At 67.7% G+C, this 22,683-nt stretch carries 22 protein-coding genes and 4 tRNA genes; 20 read left to right on the top strand and 6 right to left on the bottom strand.

What is annotated here, in order from left to right:
- Positions 1-22: 22 nt before the first annotated feature.
- From TFU_RS10420 to TFU_RS10405, 4 genes are all read right to left on the bottom strand, one after another.
- Positions 23-97, bottom strand: a tRNA-Val gene (locus TFU_RS10420).
- Positions 98-123: 26 nt separating this feature from the next.
- Positions 124-196 (bottom strand) — tRNA-Gly (locus TFU_RS10415).
- A 37-nt stretch (positions 197-233) separates the two neighbouring features.
- Positions 234-306: transfer RNA gene (locus TFU_RS10410), tRNA-Gly, on the bottom strand.
- A 146-nt stretch (positions 307-452) separates the two neighbouring features.
- Positions 453-884, bottom strand: a complete 432-nt coding sequence (locus TFU_RS10405) for a roadblock/LC7 domain-containing protein (protein ID WP_011292536.1) — start codon at positions 882-884, stop codon at positions 453-455.
- A 319-nt stretch (positions 885-1,203) separates the two neighbouring features.
- On the opposite strand from TFU_RS10405, the gene TFU_RS10400 reads away from it, so the two are divergent.
- Entirely contained in the window at positions 1,204-2,046 is an 843-nt protein-coding gene (locus TFU_RS10400) for an aminotransferase class IV (protein WP_011292535.1), read from the top strand.
- Positions 2,047-2,228: 182 nt separating this feature from the next.
- On the opposite strand, the gene TFU_RS10395 is transcribed toward TFU_RS10400, so the two are convergent.
- Complete coding sequence (locus TFU_RS10395) at positions 2,229-2,645, bottom strand: SsgA family sporulation/cell division regulator (RefSeq protein ID WP_011292534.1); 417 nt, start codon at positions 2,643-2,645, stop codon at positions 2,229-2,231.
- 476 nt (positions 2,646-3,121) lie between these two features.
- Between TFU_RS10395 and TFU_RS10390 the strand changes: the two genes are divergently transcribed.
- A tRNA-Val gene (locus TFU_RS10390) sits at positions 3,122-3,195 on the top strand.
- A 95-nt stretch (positions 3,196-3,290) separates the two neighbouring features.
- Here the strand turns inward: TFU_RS10390 and TFU_RS10385 are convergent.
- Positions 3,291-3,548, bottom strand: a complete 258-nt coding sequence (locus TFU_RS10385) for a PGPGW domain-containing protein (protein ID WP_038043938.1) — start codon at positions 3,546-3,548, stop codon at positions 3,291-3,293.
- A gap of 797 nt (positions 3,549-4,345) precedes the next feature.
- Between TFU_RS10385 and thrS the strand changes: the two genes are divergently transcribed.
- The 18 genes from thrS to TFU_RS10295 all read left to right on the top strand — a co-directional run bounded on the left by thrS (position 4,346) and on the right by TFU_RS10295 (position 22,639).
- A complete protein-coding gene (gene thrS, locus TFU_RS10380; protein ID WP_011292531.1) occupies positions 4,346-6,325 on the top strand; it encodes a threonine--tRNA ligase in 1,980 nt (659 codons plus the stop codon).
- A 147-nt stretch (positions 6,326-6,472) separates the two neighbouring features.
- Positions 6,473-8,137, top strand: coding sequence for a DUF885 family protein (locus TFU_RS10375; protein WP_011292530.1), 1,665 nt, complete (start codon positions 6,473-6,475; stop codon positions 8,135-8,137).
- 103 nt (positions 8,138-8,240) lie between these two features.
- Entirely contained in the window at positions 8,241-9,020 is a 780-nt protein-coding gene (locus TFU_RS10370) for a TerC family protein (protein ID WP_011292529.1), read from the top strand.
- A gap of 96 nt (positions 9,021-9,116) precedes the next feature.
- On the top strand, positions 9,117-9,674 hold the full coding sequence (locus tag TFU_RS10365; RefSeq protein ID WP_011292528.1) for an HIT family protein: 558 nt from the start codon (positions 9,117-9,119) through the stop codon (positions 9,672-9,674).
- The gene (locus tag TFU_RS10360) at positions 9,671-10,063 is read left to right on the top strand and encodes a thiol-disulfide oxidoreductase DCC family protein (protein ID WP_011292527.1); all 393 of its coding nucleotides are present in this window, start codon (positions 9,671-9,673) and stop codon (positions 10,061-10,063) included. Before TFU_RS10365 ends, TFU_RS10360 begins: the two co-directional genes overlap by 4 nt.
- Positions 10,064-10,109: 46 nt before the next feature.
- Positions 10,110-10,751, top strand: coding sequence for a phosphatidylinositol phosphate synthase (gene pgsA / locus TFU_RS10355; protein WP_038043947.1), 642 nt, complete (start codon positions 10,110-10,112; stop codon positions 10,749-10,751).
- A gap of 2 nt (positions 10,752-10,753) precedes the next feature.
- On the top strand, positions 10,754-11,677 hold the full coding sequence (locus TFU_RS10350; RefSeq protein ID WP_011292525.1) for a phosphatidylinositol mannoside acyltransferase: 924 nt from the start codon (positions 10,754-10,756) through the stop codon (positions 11,675-11,677).
- Entirely contained in the window at positions 11,674-12,813 is a 1,140-nt protein-coding gene (locus TFU_RS10345) for a glycosyltransferase family 4 protein (RefSeq protein WP_011292524.1), read from the top strand. The genes TFU_RS10350 and TFU_RS10345 overlap by 4 nt, the downstream gene beginning before the upstream one ends.
- Positions 12,810-13,364 (top strand): hypothetical protein, encoded by a 555-nt coding sequence (locus TFU_RS10340; protein WP_011292523.1) that lies wholly within the window; start codon positions 12,810-12,812, stop codon positions 13,362-13,364. The genes TFU_RS10345 and TFU_RS10340 overlap by 4 nt, the downstream gene beginning before the upstream one ends.
- Positions 13,365-13,579: 215 nt before the next feature.
- Complete coding sequence (gene pdxS / locus TFU_RS10335) at positions 13,580-14,491, top strand: pyridoxal 5'-phosphate synthase lyase subunit PdxS (protein ID WP_038043943.1); 912 nt, start codon at positions 13,580-13,582, stop codon at positions 14,489-14,491.
- Positions 14,492-15,088: 597 nt separating this feature from the next.
- Positions 15,089-15,694: a pyridoxal 5'-phosphate synthase glutaminase subunit PdxT gene (pdxT, locus tag TFU_RS10330; RefSeq protein WP_011292520.1), complete on the top strand. Its 606-nt coding sequence runs from the start codon at positions 15,089-15,091 to the stop codon at positions 15,692-15,694.
- Between the two features lie 2 nt (positions 15,695-15,696).
- On the top strand, positions 15,697-16,446 hold the full coding sequence (locus tag TFU_RS10325; RefSeq protein WP_011292519.1) for a YebC/PmpR family DNA-binding transcriptional regulator: 750 nt from the start codon (positions 15,697-15,699) through the stop codon (positions 16,444-16,446).
- Between the two features lie 124 nt (positions 16,447-16,570).
- Positions 16,571-17,119, top strand: a complete 549-nt coding sequence (gene ruvC, locus TFU_RS10320) for a crossover junction endodeoxyribonuclease RuvC (RefSeq protein WP_011292518.1) — start codon at positions 16,571-16,573, stop codon at positions 17,117-17,119.
- A gap of 28 nt (positions 17,120-17,147) precedes the next feature.
- On the top strand, positions 17,148-17,756 hold the full coding sequence (ruvA, locus tag TFU_RS10315) for a Holliday junction branch migration protein RuvA (protein WP_011292517.1): 609 nt from the start codon (positions 17,148-17,150) through the stop codon (positions 17,754-17,756).
- Positions 17,757-17,768: 12 nt separating this feature from the next.
- Complete coding sequence (ruvB, locus tag TFU_RS10310; protein WP_011292516.1) at positions 17,769-18,824, top strand: Holliday junction branch migration DNA helicase RuvB; 1,056 nt, start codon at positions 17,769-17,771, stop codon at positions 18,822-18,824.
- Positions 18,825-18,957: 133 nt separating this feature from the next.
- On the top strand, positions 18,958-19,266 hold the full coding sequence (gene yajC / locus TFU_RS10305; RefSeq protein ID WP_011292515.1) for a preprotein translocase subunit YajC: 309 nt from the start codon (positions 18,958-18,960) through the stop codon (positions 19,264-19,266).
- A gap of 152 nt (positions 19,267-19,418) precedes the next feature.
- Positions 19,419-19,949 carry an adenine phosphoribosyltransferase gene (locus TFU_RS10300; RefSeq protein WP_011292514.1) on the top strand — a complete coding sequence of 177 codons (531 nt, stop codon included), beginning with the start codon at positions 19,419-19,421 and terminating at the stop codon, positions 19,947-19,949.
- Positions 19,950-20,194: 245 nt separating this feature from the next.
- Positions 20,195-22,639 carry a RelA/SpoT family protein gene (locus TFU_RS10295; protein WP_011292513.1) on the top strand — a complete coding sequence of 815 codons (2,445 nt, stop codon included), beginning with the start codon at positions 20,195-20,197 and terminating at the stop codon, positions 22,637-22,639.
- Positions 22,640-22,683: the final 44 nt, after the last annotated feature.

Here is a 22,683-nt window from a genome sequence, read left to right as displayed (position 1 = left end):
AAGGGAGCTTTCTGAGCTGTGCTGGTGGGCGATACTGGGATTGAACCAGTGACCTCTACCGTGTCAAGGTAGCGCTCTCCCACTGAGCTAATCGCCCGAGATCAGGATGCGATCTCTACCGCGAGCGGACGACGGGATTCGAACCCGCGACCCTCACCTTGGCAAGGTGATGCTCTACCAACTGAGCCACGTCCGCGTGGTGCATAAAGCGCCACAGGTGATGTGATGCTTCGAGCGGACGACGGGATTCGAACCCGCGACCCTCACCTTGGCAAGGTGATGCTCTACCAACTGAGCCACGTCCGCGCGGCAGAGACGGTTCCCTGAGGGGGTGTCTCTTGCTGCGTTAAGAACTTTAGCGGATTCCAGCGGTCCTACAAACTCGAACCGAGGAAATCAGCGGGGAGTAGCCGTTCGGCCGGTGCCGGGAGGCCGCCGACCGAACGGGCGGTTCAGCGTTCGGTTGGTGCAGGCGTCAGCGGGATGTCCGGTCGAGGCGGAGCGGAGAGGTACTGGCCGACCCGCTGGATCACCATGTTCATTTCGTAAGCGACCATGCCGACGTCGCATTCAGCATCGGCGAGAACAGCCATGCACGCCCCCTCGCCTGCTGCGGCGACGAAGAGGAACGCCTTGTCCATCTCGATGATGCTCTGCCGCACGTTCCCGGAGTGGAAACGGCGGCTCGCTCCTCCGGCCAGGCTGTGCAACCCAGAGGCGATGGCGGCTAGCTGCTCGGCGTCAGCGCGGTCGAGTTGGCTCGACGAGGCCATCAGCAGACCGTCGGTGGACAGCACAATTGCGTGGTGCGTGCCCTCCGCGCGGGTGAGGAGGTCGTCGAGCAACCAGCTCAGTTCGCCAGAGGCGGTGCTCCGTGAGGTCATGGCTCTCTTGATCTGTGTTGTCGTGGGAATGGAACGGATCGCAGCCGGAGGAGTCCGGCGGTCACTGGCTGCAAGCGGCCAATGGTCTTACGAGCGTTGCCCAGATGATAGCCATTTGTGATGTGTTTGGGGATTCCCTGCGACCAGCACGGTCCAAAAGGGGAAAGGAGGGCCGAAACACCCGCATTGCCTCGCTACGGTACTCCCGTACACGCGCTCCCGGGCCACGTCGGCCGGAGTCGGTCACGCCTCTTGACGAGAGCGCGGGATGCGGTCCGGGCCGAGCGAGCCATGAGACACGAGGGATGGGAGAACGGGCATGAAAATCTGGATCTCCGGAGCCGGGTACGGCTCCGGCCGCGTAGTGGACGCACGTGAAGCACGGCTGCCAGCCCTCGACCATGGCATCACGGTCGGCGACGGGGTCTTTGAGACGGTTAAGGCCGTGGGCGGCCAAGCATTCGCGCTCACCCGGCACCTGCAGCGCCTCGCCCGGTCCGCGCGCGGCCTGGGACTGGGGGAACTCGACCTCGATCACCTCCGCGACGGGGTGCACCAGGCCTTGGCCGCCAACCCGGACACCGATCCCGGACGGGTCCGCATCACTGTGACGGCGGGACTGGGACCGCTGGGCTCGGAGCGGACCGGAGGGGAACTGACCGCCATGGTGGCGGTGGGGCCGTTCGCGCAGCCCGCACCCACGACCGACGTGGTGGTCGTGCCGTGGACTCGCAACGAGAACGGCGCGCTGAGCGGCCTGAAGACGACGTCGTATGCCGAGAACGTGCGCGCACTCGCCTATGCGCGCCAGCGCGGGGCCGGGGAGGCGATCTTCGCCAACACTGTGGGCAACCTGTGCGAAGGCACGGGAAGCAACATCTTCGTCGTCCTCGACGGGCGGCTGGTCACTCCTCCGCTGTCGGCGGGGCCCTTGGCGGGGATCACCCGGGAACTGGTCCTCGAATGGGTGGGCGGTGCGGAAGAAGACATCCCCATGGCGGCGCTCTCCCGGGTCAGCGAGGCGTTTCTGACCTCCACCGGGCGCGACGTGCAGCCGATCCGCGCGATCGACGACCGGGTGCTCCCGGCGGCCCCGGGGCCGGTGACCGCGGAAGCCATGAAGGTGTTCGCGGAGCGGAGCGCAGCCGAGATCGACCCCTGAGAAGGAAACGGGCACAGAGAATCCGGGAGTCCCGGTACTCTCTGTGCCCTACCGCATAGTGGCGGTGTGGTTTAGTGAGTGGGTGGCAGGGGTAATCCCCTGTCGGGAACTTTTCGGATATCCCCGGTCATTGGGCGCGCGAGGGGTCGAGGCGCCCAGACCGGGGCACGCCACCTGCGGGTCTAGCTGAGGTGCTCAGCGATTTCAGCGTCGATGTCGATGTAGTCGCTCTCCTGCCCGGCAGGAACCAGCTCGTAGGTGCGGTGCAGGAACTCCGAGAGGGGTGCCACCTGCGCGTGGAACCGCGCCTGGCCGAAAGGTGAGGAGAGGGCAATGTTGACCATGCGCTCCTTCCCGTCCTGCGAGGGCCAGATGCGCACGTCGCCTTCGCCTGTTTCGCGGATGATGCCCACGGTCAGCAGCTCACGAGCGAAGATCCACTCCACGGGTTCGTCGTCGCCCACATGGAAGGCCGCCCGGATGGCGTAAGGGTCGTCCACGGAGTAGTCGAGACGGGCCACCAGGGGCACGGGGGCACGATCAGGAACGATCAGCTGCAAACCGACTTCGCAGGTGATAGAGGTGCCGCTGCTGCTCATAAGCCAAACCTTCTCTCGTCCGGTCAACAGTGTTCGGATGACTCAGATGGCTGGGGTTTCCCCGCGCATCGGGACCTGCCATCTCGTCCGTTCCGACGGTCCGGACGATCAGTGACGCGTTACCGGGGAACTTTTCGGTCGAGGTGAAGCGGCGTCACGCCGGACTTCCCACACTCTTCGCCAACCTTCTAATGAACTGGGGAAAGAAAGAATTTCCGGTGGACTTGTGGGCCGCATCACCCTAAGGGCGGTGTGTGGCGTCCTCAGATCGGGGTATGTCCCACAACGCCGACAGAGATGAGGAATTTTCACATTTTCACATTGTGTCCGTGTTGACCTTCCCTTACGTGAGCTCAATGTGATACCTATCACGTCCACGGTTGAGGGGTGCGCACCAGAGTGGATCATCCACTCCCAAAGATGCGCTAGAGTTTTCCTTGTCCGGCTCCCCCGGGGAGAGAACAGGACGCAGCCATGGGCGATTAGCTCAGATGGTTAGAGCGCGTCGTTCACACCGACGAGGTCACTGGTTCGAGTCCAGTATCGCCCACAAGCTCCAGGTTACTCACTGGTCTAACCAGTAGATCACCTGGGGCTTTGTCATGTCTAGAGGGGTCAGCCACACTCCGCTGCGCTCCCGCAGAGCTAGCGGGAAGTACGTGCTCGGCGCTCCCGGAGTTTCTCGGCAGCCCGGGAACGCGCCTGGGAGGCGTAGTCGCGGGCCCGCCACAGCAGACGGCGCGCCCACGAGAACTCTGTGGCGAGAATGGCCAGGCCTACGATCACCCCACCGATCCCCGGCCCGGGAGTGACGCACATCACGACGCCTCCTAAGAGGACCACTGAGCCGACGAGGCCGACCGTGACCCGCCAGGCCAAGTGGAGCGCGGGATGAGAGCGCATGCGCCTACGCCACAGGCGTGCGTGGACACGGACCCGCCGCCAGCGGCGAACTCTGCTGCGGCTCCGGGGTGCCGGAACCGCGGAAGGAGCGCCGTCCGAGCCGGTCGCTGGGTGCGCGGACATGGTCTCCACCATAACTCTCCCCCAGGGGTAACGGTCAGAAAAAACACACACGCCGGACAAGCCGGTACTCCGGTGCGCGGGAGAGGCCATGTGCACGGCATCCCCGCCGTAACCGAGGGCGCCGACTCCTGTCCGCAACGCCCAACGCCGCTGCGGCCAGCCGAGTCCGATATCCCGGGAGGAACCCCACGTCTCCTCGAGACGCGGCTCCCAAGCGCACCGTACGGGCCTGAGCGATTCCGAAGGGCGCCCACCAGGCAGCAGTGAGACTGGGTGCCGTCACACACCGGAGATCACGAGAAAGAAGAGAGAACAGCTCCCGAGCCGCCCCAACCGTACGGCGACCACCGTGGGCAGAGCGTGGCGGGAATCGCGGGAAGGGGGAGCGCTCGAACGGGGGCGCGCCTCGACTTCCGCGGCGGCGAGTCTACGGGGAAACACACCGCCAGTCGAGGCACTGCCCGCTAAGCGACGAAGATCACCGACGGTAGGCGTCCCTGTCTCCCCCGCCGGGCCGGGAAGCCCGCAGAACGGAACACCGGGATGCGACAGTGCCGCACCGGTAGCGGGGGCCGCTAGCATCGGAATGACGGAACAACCCCGTCCCCGGGCCCGTTGCACCCGGGCGACTGTGCCGACAACCGTTTTCGACGAGAACCTTTCAAGGAGACATCGTGTCCGCCGTGCCTGAACTGCGTATCACCCTCGCCGGAACCGAGCGTGTGGTGGCGGCAGGCACTACGGCGGGACAGGCGCTAGAAGCGGACGGGCGAACCGTGATCGCCGCGCTGGTCAACGGGGAGCCGCGAGACCTCACCCACGAGCTCGCCGACGGCGATGTGGTGGAGGAAATCCGCATCGACTCTGAAGAGGGACGCGCGATCCTGCGCCACTCGTGCGCCCACGTGCTCGCCCAAGCCGTCCAAGAACTGTTCCCCGAAGCCAAGCTGGGTATCGGCCCGCCGATCGAGAACGGCTTCTACTACGACTTCGACGTCGCTGAGCCGTTCACTCCGGACGATCTCAAACGCATCGAAAAGCGGATGCAGGAGATCATCAAGCAGGGCCAGCGCTTCTCCCGGCGTGCCGTCACCGACGAGGACGCTCGAGCAGAACTCGCTGACGAGCCGTACAAGCTGGAGCTCATCGAGCTCAAGGGCGGCGCGGCCGAGGCCGCCGAAGGAGCCGGTGTCGAAGTTGGTGCGGGGCAGCTCACCATCTACGACAACCTGCACCCCCGCACCGGCGAGGTGTGCTGGAAGGACCTGTGCCGCGGTCCGCACCTGCCCGACACTCGGGCCATCCCCGCGTTCAAGCTGATGCGCACCGCCGCCGCCTACTGGCGCGGCAGCGAGAAGAACCCTCAGCTCCAGCGGATCTACGGCACCGCCTGGGAGACGAAGGACGCGCTCAAGTCCTACCTCACCATGCTGGAGGAGGCCGCCAAGCGCGACCACCGCAAGCTCGGCGTGGAACTCGACCTGTTCTCCTTCCCCGACGAGCTCGGCTCCGGCCTGGCCGTGTTCCACCCCAAGGGCGGCGTGGTCCGCAAGGTGATGGAGGAGTACTCGCGCCGCCGCCACGAAGAGGCCGGCTACCAGTTCGTCAACACGCCGCACATCTCCAAGGCCGGGCTGTTTGAGACGTCCGGGCACCTGCCGAACTACGCGGACGCCATGTTCCCGCCCATCCAGTTCGAGGGGGCCGACTACTACCTCAAGGCCATGAACTGCCCCATGCACAACCTGATCTACCGGTCACGGGGCCGTTCCTACCGGGAGCTTCCGCTGCGGCTGTTCGAGTTCGGCACGGTCTACCGGTACGAGAAGTCCGGCGTGGTGCACGGGCTGACCCGGGCACGCGGGTTCACCCAGGACGACGCGCACATCTACTGCACCAAGGAGCAGATGCCGGACGAGCTGGACCGGCTGCTCACCTTCGTGCTAGACCTGCTGCGCGACTACGGCCTGAGCGACTTCTACCTCGAGCTGTCCACCCGCGACGACTCGCCGAAGTTCATCGGAGAGCCGCAAGAGTGGGAGGAAGCCACCGAGATCCTGCGGCAGGCCGCGCAGAAGCAGAACCTGGAACTGGTCATGGACGCCGGCGGCGCGGCCTACTACGGTCCGAAGATCTCGGTGCAGGCCAAGGACGCCATCGGCCGGACCTGGCAGATGTCCACCATCCAAGTGGACTTCCAGCAGCCCAAGCGCTTCGAGCTCGAATACCAGGCTGCCGACGGCAGCCGGCAGCGGCCGGTGATGATCCACCGCGCCCTGTTCGGTTCCATCGAACGCTTCTTCGCGGTGCTGCTGGAGCACTACGCGGGCGCCTTCCCCGCCTGGCTGGCCCCGGTCCAGGTCGTGGGCATTCCAATCGCGAGCGAGCACGTGCCCTACTTGGAGGACGTGGCGCGTCGGCTGCGGGAGCACGGGGTGCGCGTCGAAGTGGACGCCAGCGACGACCGCATGCAGAAGAAGATCCGCAACGCCCAGAAGCAGAAAATCCCCTTCATGCTGCTGGCGGGCGACAACGACGTCAGCAAGGGCGCGGTGTCCTTCCGCTACCGCGACGGTTCGCAGAACAACGGCGTCCCGATCGACAAGGCGATCGAGGAGATCCTCACCGTGATCCGGGAACGCCGCCAAGTGTGACCCGGAACCACGCTGCCTGCGGGGCTAGAGGGATTCGCCTCTGGCCCCGTTGCTTTGCGGCGCACGCTCCGCTGCACCCGGCCGGGGACGGCAGCGCCGGAAGCAGACGGGCGGCAACCGCGGCACTAGGGGCCCGGTGTTGGCAGTATGGAAGGGATGTCTTCGCCAGCCGAATCCTCGCACCCCGATCCCGGGGTCAACGCTATGACCGACCGGTTCCGCGCGACCGTCGAGCGGATCCTGGACCAACTGTGCGCCGACCGTCCCGAATGGGGGCTGCAGCACGGGGACGTCCGCTACGCCGGACAGTTGGCGGACCAGTCGCCTGAAGCGTGGGAGCAGCACGCCGAAGTCCTCGCTGACGGGCTGCGTGCGCTCGACGACATCGACGACACGCTGCTGCCCGTCGCGGACCGGGTCGACCTGGAGATGCTGCGCACCCACCTCAGCGCTGACCTGTGGCGGACTACGGAACTGCGCCCGCACACCTGGGATCCGCTGCATACCCTCCCGGACAAGGCCCTCACCGCGATCCTGCACCACGGCCCGCTCCGCGCCGAAGAGCGTCTCGCTGCGCTGACCGCCTACTGTGCGGCCCTGCCGGATGCGCTCCACCAGGCGCGCCTCCTCTTGGATGACGGCCCCGGCATGCCCCGCCCCCACGTCACCGCTGCGAGCCGCCGGGCCCGCAGGGCCGCCGCGATGCTGGAGGGCGACGTCGAACTGCTGCTCGCCGCAGTCCCCGATGGCCGCGCAGAACTCTCTGGCCACCGCGCCGACGCGCACCAGGCGTTCCTCGACTACGCGGCCTGGCTGGAGTCCCGCGTGGAGGACGCCGCCGCCGACCCCCGGTTGGGTGAGCCCGCCTACGCCGCGCAACTGTGGTACACGCTCGACTCCGAGCTGGACCCGCACACCCTGCTCACCCGCGCTGAAAGCGACCTGATCGCTACCGAAGAGGAGCTCGCCGAAGTCGCCGCCGCCTACACCGGGCAGCCGCGCCGCATAGGCCAGGTCCGCGAGGTCCTCGACCAGCTCGCCGCCGAGTCCGCGTGCCCGCCCGACGAGGTCCGCTCCCTGTGCGCGCAGGCGCTCGACCACCTCGTGGCGCGCACCGCAGAGCTCGACCTCGTCACCGTCCCCGCCAGCGAGGTGCGCCTCACCGCACCGGACCCGCGGGGACCAGCTGCGCGACCCCTGGACGGAGCCGGCCGAATCGCGGTGGCCCCGCCTGCTGCAGACGGACCGTGGGGGCGCCTTGCCCACCACCGGGACGCGCTGCGCATCCTGATGGCCTACGAAGCTGTCCCCGGACGCGGAGTGCAGGCCGCGCACGCGGCCCGCTACCAGGGCCCCACCCGGGTGCGTTCCGTACTGCGCAGCAGTCCGTTCATCGAAGGATGGGCCGGATACATCACCGAACAGCTCGCCTGCGCGGGATGGCACGGCGACGGGGGAGAGACCGACCAAGCGGCACGCCTCGCCCAGTTGACTGTGCGGCTACGCACCATCCTCAACGCGATCGTGGACGTCCGGTTCCACACCGGGGATCTCGACGAGCCCGCCGCTATGGCTTTGCTCACGCAGCGCGGCCACTACGAGGAGGGAGAAGCGGCTCGCACGTGGCGGTGCGCCCAGCTCACCAGCACCCGCCTCACTGCCCCGTACGTCGGCTACCGGGAGCTCAGCGACATCGTTCGCGAGCTGGCCGCGGACCGTCCGCACGAGAGGCGGCGCGACCGGCACGACGCTGTGCTCGCGCACGGCGCTCCAGCCCCTCGCCAGCTCCGTGTCCTGCTCGGAGCCGGATAACGAAACAGCGATAGATTTATGCGAAGCTTATTCCGGCTTCCCTAGAGTCCTTCCGTTTCCGACCGCCCCGTAACCGCCCTAGCCTCGGAGCCGTAGCGAATCCATGAGCGCTGATCTCATTGTCGGATTTTTGACGCTGACGCTGCTGGAGGTTGTACTCGGGATCGACAACCTGGTGTTCATCTCGATCCTGTCGAACAAGCTCCCCGAACACCAGCGAGGCCGGGCCCGGAAGACGGGTATCGCCCTTGCCCTGATCACCCGGCTCATGCTGCTGGCCTCCATCAGTTGGATCGTCCAGCTCACCACTCCGCTCTTCTCGATCGGCTCCCTGGAGTTCTCCGGCCAGTCGCTCATCCTCATCGCCGGAGGGTTCTTCCTGCTCGGCAAGGGCACCTACGAGATCCACGAAAGCCTGGAAGGGGATTCCGGACACAAGCCCGTGAAGAAGGGCGCGGCCGTGTTCGGCGCGGTCGTCGCGCAGATCGTCGTCCTCGACATCGTCTTCTCACTCGACTCCGTCATCACCGCGGTGGGCATGATCAACCCCGCCGGGTGGGGAATCTGGGTGATGGTGGCCGCCGTCATCGTCGCCGTCGTCGTCATGCTCTTCCTCGCCAACCCGCTGGCGGAGTTCGTCAACAAGCATCCCACCGTCAAAATGCTTGCTCTGGCGTTCCTGCTGCTCATCGGTATGAGCCTGGTCGCTGAAGGCTTCCACTTCCACATCGAGAAGGGCTTCATCTACGCCGCCATGGGCTTCTCGGTCTTCGTGGAAGTCCTGAACCTGCTGGCCGCCCGGCGCCGGCAGCAGAAGCAGAAGAGCACCCCCTCCCCGGTCAAACTGCACAGCCGCTACGCCGAAGACGGCGGGATCGCCTAACCTCCGACCTGAAACGAACCGGGCCGCCCCGACCACTTCTGCGGCAGCCCGGTTCTATGCTTGCGTTGCAAGGACGAGAAAGGCGGGTCGGTGAGTATGCAGCGGGAAACCCGGGATGACGGCGAGGGCCGGCAGGTGCGCGGTCCCGACGGCCTCCAACGGTTGTGGACCCCGCATCGCATGGCCTACATCAAAGGAGAGAACAAACCCCACGGGAGCGGACCGGACGACGGCTGCCCGTTCTGCCGTGCCCCGCAGCTCTCGGATCCGGAAGGACTCGTGCTCGCCCGGGGCAAGACCGCTTTCGCGCTGCTCAACCTCTACCCGTACAACAGCGGGCATCTCATGGTCTGCCCGTACCGGCATGTCGCCGACTACACCGAGCTCAACGAGGACGAGACCGCGGAGATCGCTGCCCTCACCCAGGCCGGCATCACCGCGCTGCGCTCCGCCTACGGAGCCCAAGGCTTCAACGTCGGCATGAACCTCGGCGAAGCCGCGGGCGCAGGAATCGCCGCCCACCTGCACCAGCACGTCGTCCCCCGGTGGGGAGGCGACACCAATTTCATGCCGATCGTGGGGCAGACCAAGGTGCTCCCCCAACTCCTCGGCCAGACCCGCGAACAGCTCGTCGCCCACTGGCCGAAATCATGACCGCCCCGGTATTCGTCTACGACGGAGCGTGCGGTTTCTGCGTCTCCTGGGTTCGGGTCGTGGAACGCCGCATCATCCGTGGCAGCGGAATCCAAAGCGCAGCCTGGCAGGAGCTCAACTTCGATGAGCCGCTGCGCGCCCGCGCCCGCACGGAGATGCTGCTCCTCCACCCCGACCGGCGCCGGGTCTGGGGCGGGGCAGACGCTGCCGCGGCCCTTCTCCTCAACAGCCCGCACGTGTACTGGTGGCCGCTCGGCTCACTGCTGCGCCGCCCGCTCTTCCGCGATGCGGCTGCGGCACTCTACCGCTGGGTCGCGCGCAACCGCGGCCGACTCCCGAAAGCCCCGCAGGGCAAGACGCCCAGAAAGCGAGTTCCCGTGCTCAGGTAATGCAGTTCCGATGACCGGAGCCGAATTCCACGACGATGAAGAGACCATGCTGAGAATCCTGCGCCCCGCTACCGCCCGACTGCTCGCACCCATCGGCCGCGGCCTCGTTCGTATCGGCGTCACCCCGAATACGGTCACCCTCGTGGGAACCGGCGGCGTCGTCATCAGCTCGCTGGTGTTCTATCCTCTGGGCGAGCTGTACATCGGCACCCTCGTCGTCGCGTTCTTCGCGCTCTTCGACATGCTTGACGGCGCGGTCGCCCGCGCCTCCGGAGAGACCAGTGCCTGGGGAGCGTTCCTCGACTCCACACTGGACCGGCTCTCCGATGCCGCCATTTTCGCGGGACTGCTGGTGTGGCTCATCGGCGGCGGACGCGACGAGGTCCTCGCCTGGCTCGCCCTGTTCTGCATGATCAGCGGCTTCGGCGTGTCCTACATCAAAGCGCGCGCTGAAGGCCTGGGGGCCAACTGCGATGTGGGCATCGCGGAACGCACCGAACGCCTCATCATCATCCTGGTCGCCACCGGACTGCACGGGCTCGGCGTCCCTTACGCGCTGGCTACCGGGCTGTGGCTGCTCGCTTTCCTCAGCGCCATCACCATCGTGCAACGCTTGGTGGAGACCCGGATCCGCCTTACCGAGCCGGACGAGCAGATCCTCGACAAAGCCGAGACAGAAACCTCGTGACCATGCGTGCCAGGGTTCCGGACCGGGCAGTCACCGCGGCCTACACGCTGGGCTGGACGCTCGTGAAGCATCTGCCGGAACAGACCGGGCGGTGGGCGTTCACCACGATCGCGGACTATGCGTGGCGGCACCGCCTCGGCGGGGTCGACCAACTGGAAGCGAACCTGCGCCGCCTCGTCGGCCCTGACGCCACCCAGGCGGAACTGCGTGCCCTCTCCCGGGCCAGTATGCGCTCCTACTTCCGCTACTGGTACGAGCTGTTCCGGCTGCCTGCCATGGACCGTCGTGAACTGGTGGCCCGCACCCGCTCCACCGGCGTGGACATTCTCGAAGCGCACCTCCGTGCGGGCCGTGGCGTCGTCGCCGCTCTTCCGCACATGGGCAACTGGGACCAGGCGGGCGCGTGGATCACCCTGCGCGGCATCCCGCTGACCACGGTTGCGGAACGGCTGCGTCCCGAAAGCCTGTTCCAGCGTTTCACTGCGGTCCGGGAACGCCTGGGCATGGAGGTCCTGCCGTTGACCCGGGGCGGGGGCACCACGGTCGGCACCCTGGCACGGCGGCTTCGCGCGGGCGGACTGGTGTGTCTGCTCGCCGATCGCGACCTCACTGGGCAAGGTATCGACGTGGACTTTTTCGGGGAGCCTGCCCGGATGCCCGCCGGGCCCGCCGCCCTCGCCCTGGCCACCGGGGCGGCGCTGCTGCCGGTTTCGCTATGGTTCGACGGCCCGCATTGGGGAATCCGGGTACACGAGGAGATCCGACCGCCCTCCGCCGGGGACCGCACCACCCGTATCCGCGCGATGACCCAGGAGCTGGCCTATGTCTTCGAACAGGAGATCGCCGCACACCCCGAGGACTGGCACATGATGCAGCCTGTCTTCACCGCCGACCTCGCTCGCCCACGCGGGGAGGTGGGCCGATGAGGGTCGGCCTGGTCTGCCCTTACACCTGGGATGTTCCCGGAGGGGTCCAACAGCACGTCAGCGACCTCGCCGAGGCGCTCATGGAACTCGGCCACGAGGTGTCTGTCCTGACCCCCTGCGACTCTGCGACCGACCTCCCCGGGCACATCGTGCCCGCGGGGCGCGCCGTGCCGGTGCCCTACAACGGCTCGGTGGCCCGTCTCGCCTTCGGGCTGCGGGCCGCCAACCGGGTACGCCGGTGGATCCGCGACGGCGGCTTCGACGTCCTGCACGTGCACGAACCCGCCGCGCCCAGCCTGTCCCTGCTGGCCTGCTGGGTGGCGGACGGTCCGATCGTGGCGACCTTCCACACCTGCAATCCGCGCTCCCGGGCGATGGCCGCCTCCGCCGGCATGCTGCAGACCGCGCTGGAGAAAGTCAACGGCAGCATCGCCGTCTCCGAAGCCGCACGCAAGACCATGGTCGAACACCTCGGCGGGGACGCCGTGCTCATCCCCAACGGGGTATGGGTGCGGCGCTACGCCCACGCCGACCCGCTGCCCGGCTGGCCGGGACCGGGCGGCGCGCTCGGTTTCCTGGGCCGCATGGACGAACCGCGCAAAGGCCTGGGGGTGCTGGTCGACGCCTTCAACGAACTGGGGCGCCGCCGCCCCGGCCTGCGCCTGCTCATCGCCGGCCCCGGGGACGCCGCTCAGGTGCGCGCCCGGATCGACGCCGACCTCCGCGACCGCGTGACAATCCTGGGTCGGGTCAGCGACGCCGACAAGGTCCGCCTCTACCATTCGGTCGACCTCTTCTGCGCCCCCAACCTGGGCGGGGAGAGCTTCGGGATCATCCTGACCGAAGCCATGGCCGCGGGCGCGACCGTACTGGCCAGCGATATCCCTGCGTTCCGGCAGGTGCTGCGCGACGGTACTGCCGGGACGCTCTTCCCGGTCGGGGATGCGCACGCTCTCGCGCAGCAGGCCGAGAAGCTGCTGGACGATCCGGGACGCCGGGCGGAACTGTCCCGCGCGGCCCGGCGGGCGGTCCGCGCCTACGACTGGCCTGCGGTCGCCGCCGACGTGGTACGCGTCTACGAGGCCGTGGTGCCTGCCGGAGTCGGAGGGCTTGTCGGGGCGAGGACGGAGCGGTGACCGAAGTCCTCATCGCTGTGTGCACCCTGCTGGTGCTGCTGTCCGTGTCCTTCTACCTGTCGTGGCGGGCGAGCCGCTTGGACCGTTTGCACAGTCGGCTGGAGACCGCCCAGGCCGCGCTCGACGCCGCCTTGGCGCGCCGCGGTGCAGTGGTGGGGGAGCTGGCCGCTTCCGGTGTGCTGGGGCCGGCGGCCAGCGTCCTCCTCTCCGACGCCGCGGCTCGAGCGCGCCGGGCTGAGGACCGTGCCGAGCGCGAGGTCGCGGAAAGCAACCTGTCCCGGGTACTGCGCGCGGTTCTCGCCGAGTGCGACGCGGTCCCCGACCACGGCGACCTGCTCGCCGAGACGTACGCGGCCGCCCGGCACGTGCACATCGCGCGCCGTTTCTACAACGACACGGTCACCGCTATCCACACCGCCCGCTCCTCGCGGCTGGTCGGCGCCCTCCACTTGGCCGGACATGCGCGCTTGCCCACCTACTTCGAAATGGACGACGAGCCCCCCGAACCGCTCGACCAGCGCTGGCCAGACTCCACTGCCTCCGGGGAATGACTGGCGGGGATTCGGCGTTGTGATCGACGGTCGCCACAATGGCGCAAACCCGCACCCGCAGACTCCGCAATGTCCGTAAAAGCGGACAAAACCGGATCTACCATAGATGGGGCGTGTGCGGGAGGGCGCCGTCAACATCGCACACCCCACCCAATAAGATCCACTTCGCATTCAAGCGTGAAGTCGTGTCCATCGAGAACCTGGAGTCCACAGCCGTGACCAACACCGCCGAGAACACAACCGAAAGCACGGTCGGTACCGTCCGCGTCAAACGCGGCATGGCCGAACAGCTCAAGGGCGGTGTGATCATGGATGTGGTCACGCCGGAGCAGGCCAAGATCGCTGAAGACGCCGGCGCAGTCGCCGTCATGGCGCTGGAGCGTGTCCCCGCCGACATCCGCAAGGACGGCGGTGTGGCCCGCATGTCCGACCCGGAGATGATCGAGGGCATCATCAACGCCGTGTCCATCCCGGTCATGGCGAAGGTCCGCATCGGCCACTTCGTCGAAGCCCAAGTCCTCCAGGCCCTGGAAGTGGACTTCATCGACGAGTCCGAGGTCCTCACCCCCGCTGATGAGACCAACCACATCAACAAGTGGGACTTCACCGTGCCGTTCGTGTGCGGTGCCACCAACCTGGGTGAGGCCCTGCGCCGCATCGCCGAAGGCGCGGCCCTGATCCGCTCCAAGGGAGAGGCCGGTACCGGCAACGTGGTCGAAGCCGTCCGCCACATGCGGCAGATCACCTCCGAGATCCGGCGGCTCACCCAACTGGACGACGCCGAGCTCTTCGCTGCCGCCAAGGAACTGCGGGCCCCCTACGAACTCGTCCGGGAGGTCGCCCGGGAAGGCAAGCTGCCCGTGCCCCTGTTCTCCGCCGGAGGCGTCGCTACCCCCGCAGACGCCGCCCTCATGCGCCAGCTCGGCGCGGAGAGCGTCTTCGTCGGCTCGGGCATCTTCAAGTCCGGGGACCCGGCCAAGCGAGCCAAGGCCATCGTGGAAGCCACCACCGCCTACGACGACCCGCACACCATCGCTCGGGTCTCCCGCGGCCTCGGGGAAGCCATGGTCGGGATCAACCTCGACGAACTGGACGCTTCCCAGCGCTACGCGGGCCGCGGCTGGTAGTCTTTCGTAGCCGCACGCGGGCGCCCACGGTGGTCGGCGGGCGCCCGCCCGGCACGACCCTTCCGCAGCACGAGCCCCGCGGCCAACGGCGAGGCGCACCCCCAGGTGGGCCACCCCGCGACCGGCCAGCCGCTGCGCCCCAGACTCAGCAGGGGAGCACCGCCGCTCTGTGCCCGCGGTTACGGGGTCTCCTCGGGCAGGCCGAGCGCGCGGAGCACCGGCGGACCGCCCCTGCCCCGAACTCGACCGCCGCTGGCGGACGGATCCGTGAGGAGGACGGACGGTGTGGCACCGAGAGCATCGACGCCCCGGCACATCCCACGTCCCTGCCCCGCTCCTCGACACGCTCCCACCACCCCTTCGCTGAACTGCTCTTGACCACCGCACCCGGGAACAGTGCCGGGCCGGGCACGGCGCCCTGAACAGGGCCGCGCCGCAGCCCGCAGGCACGACCCGCAGCCGAGGACGCTTGCGCAGTCCCCCGCGCACCGTCACACCACCTACCCTGGAAGTACGAGACAAGATCTCGGCGCACGGCCCGCAGCACGGAGCAGACCCCGACGGGCCGAGCACATCAGCAGTCAGCGAGGTCGCCCCTTGTCGTCCGTTCCACCCACGATCGGAGTGCTTGCACTCCAGGGCGATGTCCGCGAACACATCCACGCCCTGGAACAGGCAGGTGCCCGGGCACGCCGCATCCGCCGCCCCGACGAACTCGACTCAATCGACGGGCTGATCCTCCCCGGCGGGGAGTCCACCACCATGGGACGGCTAGCCGCCGTCTTCGGCCTGCTCACCCCGCTGCGTGAGCGCATCGCCGCAGGACTGCCCGCTTACGGCACCTGCGCAGGCATGATCATGCTGGCGGACCGTCTCGCCGACGGAGCCCCCGGCCAGCAGACCATCGGCGGCATCGACATGACGGTGCGCCGCAACGCCTTTGGCCGCCAGGTCGCCTCTTTCGAAGGAACCGTGGAGATGACCGGAGTGGACGGCGGCCCGGTGGAGGCGGTCTTCATCCGCGCACCGTGGGTCGAATCCACCGGCCCGGGCGTCCAAGTCCTCGGACGCATTTCCCGAGGAGACACGGCAGGTAGGATCGTCGCGGTGCGGCAGGGGAGGCTGCTGGCGACCTCGTTCCACCCCGAACTCACCGGTGACACGCGTGTCCACCGGCTCTTCGTCGACATGGTGAAAGGATAGGCATGGCCGGCCACTCCAAATGGGCCACCACCAAGCACAAGAAGGCCGTCATCGACGCCAGACGAGGCAAGCTTTTCGCGAAGCTCATCAAGAACATCGAGGTGGCGGCACGTACTGGTGGCGGCGACCCCGACGGCAACCCGACCCTCTACGACGCTATCCAGAAGGCGAAGAAGAACTCGGTTCCGCTGGACAACATCGAACGTGCCCGCAAGCGCGGCGCCGGTGAAGAGGCAGGCGGTGCCGACTGGGAGACCATCATGTACGAGGGCTACGCTCCCGGCGGCGTCGCCCTGCTCGTCGAGTGCCTCACCGACAACCGCAACCGCGCCGCCTCCGAAGTGCGCGTCGCGGTCACCCGCAACGGCGGCTCCATGGCTGACGCGGGCTCGGTGTCCTACCTGTTCAACCGCAAGGGCCTGGTCGTCGTCCCCAAGGAAGGCACGACCGAGGACGACGTCACCCTCGCTGTCCTCGACGCGGGCGCTGAGGACGTCAACGACGTGGGCGAAGCGTTCGAGGTCATCTGCGAGCCCAGCGACCTGGTGGCGGTGCGTACCGCCCTGCAGGAAGCGGGGATCGAATACGAGTCCGCTGAGCTGAGCTTCATTCCCAGCGTGGAAGTCCCTCTCGACGAGGAAGGCGCCCGGAAGGTGATGCGCCTCGTCGACGCTCTCGAGGACTCCGACGACGTGCAGAACGTCTACACCAACGCGGACATCCCCGACGAGATCATGGCGAAGATCAGCTAGCCCGGTTGGTCGACTGCCGCTCACGCACGCCCCGGCCTGTCCGGGGCGCGCGTGTTTCCGGGTACCCCCCAGGACGCCGCGGAGGGTAGGCTCTGCGAACGAACGTTCGAGAAACGGGGGAGCGGTGCGCGTACTGGGAATCGATCCGGGGCTGACCCGCTGCGGCATAGGCGTGGTCGACGGGGCTGTCGGCGCCCCCCTCACCATGGTCGCTGCGGGGGCAGTTCGCACTCTGGCCGACGAGGAACTCCCTGCCCGCCTCCTGGGGATCGAAAAAGGGATCGAGCAGTGGCTCGATGACTACCAGCCCGACGCCGTGGCCGTGGAACGGGTCTTCGCCCAGCACAACGTCCGCACGGTCATGGGAACCGCCCAGGCCAGCGCAATCGCCGTGGTCTGCGCCGCCCGCCGGGGCCTGCCTGTCTCCCTGCACACCCCCAGCGAGGTCAAAGCCGCCATCACCGGCAGCGGACGCGCAGACAAAGCCCAGGTCGGCACCATGGTGGCGCGTATCCTGCGGCTCGACAGCCCGCCCCGGCCCGCCGACGCCGCGGACGCGGTGGCCCTGGCCATCTGCTACCTGTGGCGCGGCAGTGCCCAGGAGCGGATTGCACGCGCCCGCCAGAAGTTCGCCCGCACCATCGAGCTCGCCCGGCAACGGCACGGACTGTGAGCCACCACACACTAGGGAGAACAGTGCTGTGATCGCGTTCCTCAGCGGCCGGGTGGTGTCCCGCGGAGCCGAGACCGCGGTCATCGACGTGGGCGGGGTCGGCATGACCGTGCATTGCACCCCGGCCGCGCTGGCCCGCCTGCGGGTGGGAGAGGAAGCCACCGTGGCCACCGCGCTGGTGGTCAGGGAAGACTCCCTGACCCTGTTCGGGTTCGCGGACGACGACGAACGCGACACCTTTGAACGCCTCCAAACCGCCAGCGGGGTCGGACCGCGGCTCGCTTTGGCCATGCTCTCCGTCCACACCCCGGATGCGCTGCGCCGCGCCATTGCCACCGAAGACACCGCGGCCCTCACCCGAGTGCCGGGGATCGGCAAGAAAGGCGCCCAGCGCATCGTGTTGGAACTGAAAGGCAAGCTCGGCGAACCCGGCGGCGATACAGCCGCCACACCCGAGCAGTCCGCCGCGGCCGCGCCCCGCAACTGGCGTGCCCAAGTAGTGTCCGGCCTGGTCAACCTGGGCTGGTCCACGCGGGAGGCCGAAGCCGCCGCCGACGCTGTTGCCGCAGAAGCCGGGGAACAGCCCGACGTCGCTGCCTTGCTGCGCAGCGCCTTGCGTAGACTCAGCCGGGCCTAGAGGAGACCGCTGATGAGCGAACACGACCGGGAACTAGTGTCGCCCGAGGCAGCCTTGGACGACCACGCTGTCGAAAGCGCGCTGCGCCCGCGCACCCTCGACGAATTCGTCGGCCAAGACCGTGTCCGTGAACAGCTCTCCCTGGTGTTGCGCAGCGCCCAGCAGCGCGGCACCGCCCCGGACCACATCCTCATGTCCGGCGGCCCGGGCCTCGGCAAGACCACACTGGCCATGATCATCGCCGCTGAGCTCGGCGCTCCCCTGCGGATCACCTCCGGGCCCGCCATCGAACGGTCCGGGGATCTTGCCGCGGTCCTGTCCACTCTCCGCGAAGGCGAAGTGCTCTTCCTCGACGAGATCCACCGCATGGCCCGCCCCGCCGAGGAGATGCTCTACGTCGCTATGGAGGATTTCCGGGTGGACGTCATGGTCGGCAAAGGCCCCGGCGCCACCGCGATCCCCTTGGAGATCGCCCCGTTCACGCTCGTCGGTGCCACGACCCGTGCCGGAATGCTGCCCGCCCCGCTGCGTGACCGGTTCGGCTTTGTGGCGCACATGGACTTCTACAGCCCTGAAGAGCTCGAACTCATCCTGCACCGCTCGGCTCGACTGCTCGGCATCGAACTGCTCGACGACGCCGCCGCGGAGATCGCCCGCCGCTCCCGCGGCACCCCCCGAATCGCCAACCGTCTGCTGCGCCGCGTCCGCGACTACGCCCAAGTCCGCGGGGACGGGCGGCTCACCTTGGAGTGCGCCCGCGCCGCGCTCAGCCTCTACGAGGTGGACGACGAGGGACTGGACCGCCTCGACCGTGCCGTCCTGGACGCCTTGTTGCGCCGTTTCCGCGGCGGCCCAGTAGGACTGTCCACCCTCGCCGTGTCGGTGGGGGAGGAGCCTGAGACCGTGGAGATCGTCGCGGAGCCTTTCCTAGTGCGCGCCGGGTTCATCGCCCGCACCCCCCGTGGCCGGGTCGCCACCCCCCAGGCGTGGGCCCACATGGGGCTTACCCCGCCGCCGGATGCTGCTTTCGGGGCAGCCGCGCTCTTCGATCCCGACGAAGAGCCGTAGGCTGTCACCACGAATGGCCGCATGTGGCCACGGTAGGGAACCCGTGGGGCCCGCCGTTCGTTGAGGCAGGCGTGCCTCACCGCAGTCGCGCCCGTCGGCGGGCGCAGTCGCCAAGACCCAGAAAGGACACCCCGTGCAGGGTCTGATCACTCTCGCAGAACAGCAGCCGCAGAACCAGGGTGCGGGACTCATCAGCCAACTGCTGATGTTCGCCCTCATCATCGTGGTTTTCTACCTGCTGTTCATTCGGCCGCAGCAGAAGCGCCGCCAGCAGGAGCTGGAGATGCAGAAGTCGCTGCAGCCGGGAATGGAAGTGCTGACCGGGGCAGGGATCTACGGCACCATCGTCGAAGTCCACGACGACGACGTTGAACTGGAGATCTCGCCGGGAACCCGCGTCCGCATGGTGAAAGCGGCCGTGGCGAGGATCGTCTCCTCGTAGTTCTCCGACCACCCCGCCCAGCAACCGTCCCGGCCACGCGACGGAACGACGGGGGCGTCGCGGCGCCTCCGCACCCTGCAGTCCCCGGTACCGGGCGTGCACGTGAAGACCGGTACCCCGATCCCCACCCAACCGAGAAAGCCGTCCCACCCATGAGCACCGACGTCAGCACGCTGATCGACCGCTACGTCCGTGACATCCCCGACTATCCGCAGCCCGGGGTGGTCTTCAAGGACATCACCCCGCTGCTGTCCCACCCCACCGCGCTGCGCACCGCCATCGACGCGCTCGCTGAACCCCTGCTCGGCAGCGAGATCGACCTGGTCGCCGGCTTGGAAGCACGCGGTTTCATCTTCGCTGCCCCTGTCGCGGTGCGCCTAGGGGCGGGGTTCGTCCCGCTGCGCAAAGCCGGGAAACTGCCCGCGGAGACTCTCGCCGAGTCCTATGATCTGGAGTACGGTACTGCCACCGTCGAGATGCACGCCGACGCGGTACCCCCGGGGAGCCGAGTGCTGATCGTCGACGATGTGCTCGCGACCGGGGGCACAGGACGGGCCGCGGTGGACCTTATCCGGCGAGCGGGTGGTACCGTCGTTGGACTCTCAGTTCTTCTGGAACTCGGGTTCCTCAAGGGACGCGAGAAACTGGCCGACGTCGAACTGCGGGCACTGGCTACTGTCTGATCCGGCCTGGGCACCACGGGTCCTCCGTGGCAGGAGTAAGGCGGGCGCCGCCCACCGCCGAGAGGCCCGGGACAGGGAATGACGGTACCGCGGCATCGCGTTGCATTAACCACACGGGTGCTCACCACACCCGCCACTTCAGAAACGGTGCCTGGAACGGTGACAGCCACGTCCCATCGTCTCGGCCTAGACCAATCATCCGGCGTGGTGGCGGCCTCGCCGACTCAGCCGCGGGAGGGTGCCCAATGCGTAGCGAAACGGTATCGACCCACACCAAACCGGTACGCCCCGAGCCTCCCGCCCCCGCCGCTGAGGTGCCTGCGGGGGCGTTTCCACCAGGCCAGGAGCGCGACCACGACACCCGTCCGAGTGCCCCGCCCCGCGACCAGTCCCCACCGCCCGCCCCCGAAGCTGACAGCCGCAGCGCCGCCCGCCCAGCACCCCCCACCCATCCCGGAACGTCGTCCACAGTGTGGGTTCGACGTAGGCTCGCCCGACTCGGCGCCCAACGGGGGACGACTATGAACCCGGTCCTCGAACCACTCGTCAAAACCGTCCGCGCCACCCACCCCAAAGCGGACATCCGGCTGATTGAGCGCGCCTACGACGTCGCTGCCCACTACCACCGCAGCCAGAAACGCAAGAGCGGCGACCCCTACATCACCCACCCCCTCGCCGTGGCCACCATCCTCGCGGAACTCGGCATGCAGGAGGCCACCATCGCCGCGGGGCTGCTGCACGACACGGTCGAGGACACCGAGTACACCCTCGACCAGTTGCGCAGCGACTTCGGGGATGAGATCGCCGAACTTGTCGACGGGGTCACCAAGCTCGACAAGGTGAAGTACGGCGAGGCCACCCAAGCCGAGACCGTCCGCAAGATGGTCGTAGCGATGGCCCGCGACATCCGCGTCCTGGTCATCAAACTCTGCGACCGCCTGCACAACATGCGCACCCTGCGCTACCTGCCGCAGGCCAAGCGGGAGAAGAAAGCACGGGAGACCCTGGAAATCTACGCGCCTCTGGCCCACCGCCTGGGCATGAACACCATCAAGTGGGAGCTGGAGGACCTCGCGTTCGCCACCCTGTACCCCAAACGCTTCGACGAGATCGCCCGCCTGGTCGCGGAACGCGCCCCCCGGCGCGACGTCTACCTGCAGGAGGTCATTGAGATCGTCTCCGCCGACCTGCGGGAAGCCAAAATCAAAGCCACCGTGCGCGGTCGGCCCAAGCACTACTACTCGATCTACCAGAAGATGATCGCCCGCAATGTCGGGTTCGACGAGATCTACGACCTGGTCGGTATCCGCGTCATTGTGGACAGCGTCCGCGACTGCTACGCGGCGCTCGGCATCATTCACGCCCGCTGGAATCCGGTGCCGGGGCGGTTCAAAGACTACATCGCGATGCCGAAGTTCAACATGTACCAGTCCTTGCACACCACCGTGATCGGCCCGGAAGGCAGCCCGGTGGAACTGCAGATCCGCACCCGCGCCATGCACCGGCGCGCAGAATACGGCATCGCCGCGCACTGGAAGTACAAGGAGGAGCGCAACAACGGCGGCAAAGCCAAGGGCGCTTCCACCGACATGGCCTGGCTGCGGCAGCTCATCGACTGGCAGCAGGAGACGAAGGACCCCGGCGAGTTCCTGGAGTCGCTCCGCTTCGACCTGTCGGTGCAGGAAGTCTTCGTCTTCACCCCCCGCGGGGACGTCATCGCCCTGCCGCAGGGCGCCACCCCCGTCGACTTCGCCTACGCGGTGCACACCGAGGTCGGCCACCGCACGGTGGGGGCCCGCGTCAACGGCCGTCTGGTTCCCCTCGACAGCGAGCTGCACAACGGGGAGACCGTGGAGATCATCACGGCCAAGACCGACGACGCCGGCCCGAGCCGCGACTGGCTGGACTTCGTGAAAAGCGCTCGAGCCCGCAACAAGATCCGGCAGTGGTTCACCAAGGAGCGCCGCGAAGCAGCGATCGAGCAGGGCAAAGAGGCGATCGCCAAGGTCATGCGCAAGCAGGAGCTGCCGGTTCAGCGGCTGTTCACCAGCGAGTCGCTGATCGCACTCGCCCACGACCTGCGCTACCGCGACCTGGACGCGCTGTATGCGGCCGTCGGCGAAAACCAGATCAGCGCCCACAAAGTCGTCGAGAAGCTCATCGAATCCGTGGGCTCGCTCGACAACAACGAAGAGGACATCGCGGAAGCCACCACCCCGATCCGGGTGCCGCGGAAACGGCCCACAGGCAACCCTGGAGTGGTCGTCCAAGGCGATCCGGACGTGTGGGTGCGCCTGTCCAAGTGCTGTACCCCCGTGCCCGGGGACGCCATCATCGGATTCGTTACCCGCGGGGCCGGGGTCTCAGTCCACCGCGACGACTGCGGCAACGTCAAACACCTCGACCCCGACCGTCTCGTCCAGGTGGAATGGCAGCCCACGGGGAACTCGATGTTCCTTGTCGCGCTGCAGATCGAAGCGCTGGACCGCACCCGCCTGCTGTCCGACATCACCCGGGTGCTCTCCGACCAGCACGTCAACATCCTGTCGGCGACCGTGCAGACCACCCGCGACCGGGTCGCGCTGAGCCGGTTCACTTTCGAGATGGCGGACCCCGCCCACCTGGGGCACGTCCTCAAAGCGGTGCGGAGCGTGGACGGCGTCTACGACGTGTATCGGGTCCGGAACTAACCGGAGTGTCACATTCTGCCAGTCCAGTCCATCCCACAGACTGG

This window comes from Thermobifida fusca YX, assembly GCF_000012405.1.
In the GTDB taxonomy this organism is placed as follows: domain Bacteria; phylum Actinomycetota; class Actinomycetes; order Streptosporangiales; family Streptosporangiaceae; genus Thermobifida; species Thermobifida fusca.
The sequence above is the reverse complement of the archived record's forward strand: the minus strand, read 5'-3'. Positions and strand labels throughout refer to the sequence as shown.

Coding starts and splice junctions, on each gene's coding strand:
- TFU_RS10325 (WP_011292519.1), top strand. CDS start 15,697: ATGGCCGGCCACTCCAAATGGGCCACCACCAAGCACAAGAAGGCCGTC.
- TFU_RS10395 (WP_011292534.1), bottom strand. CDS start 2,645: ATGAGCAGCAGCGGCACCTCTATCACCTGCGAAGTCGGTTTGCAGCTG.
- TFU_RS10365 (WP_011292528.1), top strand. CDS start 9,117: ATGCAGCGGGAAACCCGGGATGACGGCGAGGGCCGGCAGGTGCGCGGT.
- ruvB (WP_011292516.1), top strand. CDS start 17,769: ATGAGCGAACACGACCGGGAACTAGTGTCGCCCGAGGCAGCCTTGGAC.
- pgsA (WP_038043947.1), top strand. CDS start 10,110: ATGCTGAGAATCCTGCGCCCCGCTACCGCCCGACTGCTCGCACCCATC.
- TFU_RS10300 (WP_011292514.1), top strand. CDS start 19,419: ATGAGCACCGACGTCAGCACGCTGATCGACCGCTACGTCCGTGACATC.
- TFU_RS10375 (WP_011292530.1), top strand. CDS start 6,473: ATGGAAGGGATGTCTTCGCCAGCCGAATCCTCGCACCCCGATCCCGGG.
- TFU_RS10360 (WP_011292527.1), top strand. CDS start 9,671: ATGACCGCCCCGGTATTCGTCTACGACGGAGCGTGCGGTTTCTGCGTC.
- TFU_RS10345 (WP_011292524.1), top strand. CDS start 11,674: ATGAGGGTCGGCCTGGTCTGCCCTTACACCTGGGATGTTCCCGGAGGG.
- TFU_RS10350 (WP_011292525.1), top strand. CDS start 10,754: ATGCGTGCCAGGGTTCCGGACCGGGCAGTCACCGCGGCCTACACGCTG.
- TFU_RS10295 (WP_011292513.1), top strand. CDS start 20,195: ATGCGTAGCGAAACGGTATCGACCCACACCAAACCGGTACGCCCCGAG.
- TFU_RS10385 (WP_038043938.1), bottom strand. CDS start 3,548: ATGCGCTCTCATCCCGCGCTCCACTTGGCCTGGCGGGTCACGGTCGGC.
- TFU_RS10405 (WP_011292536.1), bottom strand. CDS start 884: ATGACCTCACGGAGCACCGCCTCTGGCGAACTGAGCTGGTTGCTCGAC.
- TFU_RS10400 (WP_011292535.1), top strand. CDS start 1,204: ATGAAAATCTGGATCTCCGGAGCCGGGTACGGCTCCGGCCGCGTAGTG.
- TFU_RS10370 (WP_011292529.1), top strand. CDS start 8,241: ATGAGCGCTGATCTCATTGTCGGATTTTTGACGCTGACGCTGCTGGAG.